This window comes from Streptomyces sp. UNOB3_S3 (assembly GCF_020740895.1).
GTDB lineage: Bacteria > Actinomycetota > Actinomycetes > Streptomycetales > Streptomycetaceae > Streptomyces.
Genome location: NZ_JAILXP010000538.1, coordinates 1 through 3,558, shown reverse-complemented (window position 1 = coordinate 3,558; position 3,558 = coordinate 1). Strand labels below are relative to the sequence as shown.

At 74.9% G+C, this 3,558-nt stretch carries 4 protein-coding genes; all 4 read left to right on the top strand.

The window, feature by feature from the left end:
- The coding region (locus K6I33_RS33215; RefSeq protein WP_229358414.1) for a PaaX family transcriptional regulator C-terminal domain-containing protein at positions 1–675 on the top strand (675 nt) is incomplete at its 5' end.
- A gap of 96 nt (positions 676–771) precedes the next feature.
- On the top strand, positions 772–1,473 hold the full coding sequence (locus K6I33_RS33210) for a response regulator transcription factor (protein ID WP_229358412.1): 702 nt from the start codon (positions 772–774) through the stop codon (positions 1,471–1,473).
- A gap of 19 nt (positions 1,474–1,492) precedes the next feature.
- Positions 1,493–3,007 (top strand): ATP-binding protein, encoded by a 1,515-nt coding sequence (locus tag K6I33_RS33205; RefSeq protein WP_229358410.1) that lies wholly within the window; start codon positions 1,493–1,495, stop codon positions 3,005–3,007.
- Between the two features lie 26 nt (positions 3,008–3,033).
- Positions 3,034–3,558 (top strand): hypothetical protein (locus tag K6I33_RS33200; protein WP_229358408.1); only part of this gene is annotated, 525 nt, incomplete at its 3' end.

Here is a 3,558-nt window from a genome sequence, read left to right as displayed (position 1 = left end):
CTCCCCGCCCGCGCCCTGGTCCGCGTCGGCGAGCTCTTCGGCACCGCCGAGGGCACCGTGCGCACCGCTCTCACCCGGATGGTCGCCGCCGGGGACCTGGAGCAGCGCGATGGCACGTACCGGCTCACCGAACGGCTGCTCGCCCGCCAGGCCCGGCAGGACGACAGCCGCGCGCCCCGCGTCCGCGCCTGGTCCGGCGCCTGGGAGATCGCCGTCGTCACCGCCGAGCGGCGCCCCGCCCCGGAGCGCGCCGCCCTGCGGCAGGCGATGGCCGCGCTGCGCCTGGCCGAGCTGCGGGAAGGCTGCTGGACGCGGCCCGCCAACCTCGTCCGCGACCCCGGGTGGCCGCCCGTCGTGGCCGGGCAGTGCGCCCTCTTCACCGGCGCGGCGCCCGAGGGCGACCCGGCCGCCCTCGCCGCCGGGCTGTGGGACCTGACCGGCTGGGCCCGCCGCGCCCGCGCCCTGGAGGCCGCCCTTGAGGCGCTGCCCGGCGGGCCGGACCGTCTCGCCGAACGGTTCACCGTCTCGGCGGCGGTCCTGCGCCATCTGCTGGCCGACCCGGTGCTGCCCGCGCCGCTGCTGCCCGCCGACTGGCCGGGCGAGCGGCTGCGGCGGCGCTACGAGGCCTTCGACCAGGACTTCCGGTCCTTGCTCCTGCGGCACATCGGGGTGTAAGTGACAGGGGTCGATTTATGAGGAGTCGGTGACAGTTCCGGCGGGAAGCGAGCCCCCGGGCGCATTCGCGCATACGAACGACCGATACTGGTCCTCATGTCACGCGTGCTTCTGATCGAGGACGACCGGGCCGTCAGGGAAGGGGTCACCCTCACCCTGCGCCGCCGCGGCCACGAGGTCGAGGCCGCGCCGACCGGCGAGGCCGGGCTGACGGCGCTGGAGAGCTTCCGTCCCGACCTGGTGCTGCTGGACCTGATGCTGCCCGACAAGAGCGGCTTCGAGGTCTGCCGGCGCATCCGCGCCACCCAGCAGATCCCCATCATCATGCTCACCGCCCGCGGCGACGACATCGACGTCGTGCTCGGCCTGGAGGCCGGGGCCGACGACTACATCGTCAAGCCCGCCCGCGGCGAGGTCCTGGAAGCCCGCATCCGGGCCGTCCTGCGCCGCGCCGCCCCCGTCGACGGCGGCCCCGACCCGGCCGTCCCGCAGGCCACCGCCGAGACCCACGGCGACCTGACCATCGACCGCGCCGGGCTGCTCGTCTCCCGGCACGGCCAGGACCTGCCGCTCGCCCCCTCCGAGATGAAGCTGCTGCTCTACCTGTCCGCCACCCCCGGCCGGGTCTTCAGCCGCCAGCAGCTCCTGGAGCACGTCTGGGAGCACAGCTACCACGGCGACGCCCGCCTCGTGGACGCCTGCGTCATGCGGCTGCGCACCAAGGTCGAGGAGTCCACGCGCTCCCCCCGCTACATCCAGACCGTACGGGGCTTCGGCTACCGCTTCGGACCCGTGTGAGCCGCGGAAAGCACTCCGAATGAGCCCCCTGAACCGCCCGGTCCACCTGCGCCGCCCCTCCCTGGGACGGCCGGCCCTGCGCACCTTCTACCGGGGCCTGCGGGCCCGGCTGGTGGTGGCGTTCCTCCTCGTCGCCGCGCTCAGCGCGCTCACCACGGCCGCGCTCACCTTCCGCGAGGCCCGCACCGCGATCCTCAAGCGCACCCAGGACACGGCCGTCTCCGCGCTGCGCGCCCAGGTCAACTCCCAGGTCCCCGACCTCCGCTTCCCGCCCGGCCACGGCGACCTGGTCAGGTTCACCACCAACCTCGCCCGGGCCGGCCAGGCACAGCACTGGAACATCTACGCCCGCTACCAGGGCGGCGCCATGGTCCCCCCGGCCCGCCCCGGCGCCAAGGGCATCCCCGACGGCGTGCGGAAGAAGGTCCAGGACGGCATCGCCGCCTTCCAGCGCGTCGACATAAACGGCGAGCCCTGGCTCGCCATCGGCCTGCCCGTCGCCTTCAGCGGCGAGGACGGCCGGCTGTCCGGCCTGGAGGTCTACGCCCAGGTGCCGCTCCGCGAGGACGAGGCGAACGTCCAGGCGCTCGTCGACGCGGCCCAGAGCGGCGCCCTGCCCGCCGCCGCGCTGGCCATCGTGCCCGCCCTCCTCGCCGCGCGCGGCGTGCTGCGGCCCGTGCGCGAGCTGCGCCGCGCCACCCAGCGGATCACCGAGGGCGAGCTGGACACCCGGCTGAAGGTCACCGGCAGCGACGAACTCGCCGACCTCTCGCGGACCTTCAACGACATGGCCGCCGCCCTGGAGAAGAACGTCGCCGAACTGCGCCGCATGGAGGCCAACTCCCGCCGCTTCGCCGCCGACGTCTCCCACGAGCTGCGCACCCCGCTGGCCGCGATGACCGCCGTCGTCGACGTCCTCGACGAGGACGCCGCCACGCTGGACGCCGACACCGCCTACGCGGTCCGGCTCATCGCCGGCGAGACCGGCAAGCTCGCCCGCATGGTCGAGGACCTGATGGAGATCTCCCGCTTCGACGCCGGAGCCGCCGCCCTCCACCTGGACGAGGTCGACGTGGCCGAGACGGTCCGCAAGACCCTCCAGGCACGCGGCTGGCAGGACAAGGTCACGGCCGACCTGCCCGAGGGAGTGCGGGCCCGGCTGGACCCGCGCCGCATCGACGTCGTCGTCGCCAACCTCGTCGGCAACGCGCTGCGGCACGGCGGCGAGCCGGTCGCCGTCGCCGTCCGCACGGAGTTCCGGCACACCGGCGGGGCGGACCGCGGGGAGCGGCTGCTGATCGAGGTCGCCGACCGGGGCGAGGGCATCGACCCGGAGGTCCTGCCGCACGTCTTCGAGCGGTTCTTCAAGGCGGACGCCGCCCGGGTCCGCTCCGAGGGCAGCGGCCTGGGACTCGCCATCACCATGGAGAACGTACGGCTGCACGACGGGACCGTGCGGGCCGCCAACGGGCCCGGGGGAGGCGCGGTGTTCACCGTGGACCTCCCGCTGCGGCGCGGAGGTGACGAGTCATGAGACGGCGGCGTCCGAGAAGTCCGGGGATGCGGCGCGTGGCCGCGGCGGCGGCGCTGTGCGGCGCCCTCGCGTGCGCCCTGGCCGGGTGCGGCGTCGAGCCCACCGACGTCATCGAGGTGGGACAGCCCGCGCAGGGCGCGAAACAGCCCGGCGCCCCCGTGCGGGAGGTCCGGCTGTACTTCGGCTTCCCCGGCGGCCTCGAACCCCGCTCCCGCCCCGCCGCCGGCGAGGTCGGCGCGGAGGAGGCGATCGCCCTGCTGCTCCAGGGCCCCAACGAGGCCGAACGGATGCAGGGCCTGTTCACGGACCTGCCCAAGGTGTCGCAGGGCTCCGTCGGCGTCACCGCGCTCCCCGGCACCGTGACCATCCGGCTGCCGCTGGACCCCACCCGGCTCAGCCCCATCGGCCGCAACCAGCTCGTCTGCACGGCCTCCCACAACGGCGTGCCCGACGACCGCCGGCCCGAGGACGTCAAGGTCGACCTCCTCGGCAACGGCAAGGGCCTGAAGAACCTGGTCTGCGACAACGAACTCCTCATCCCCCGGGTCGGC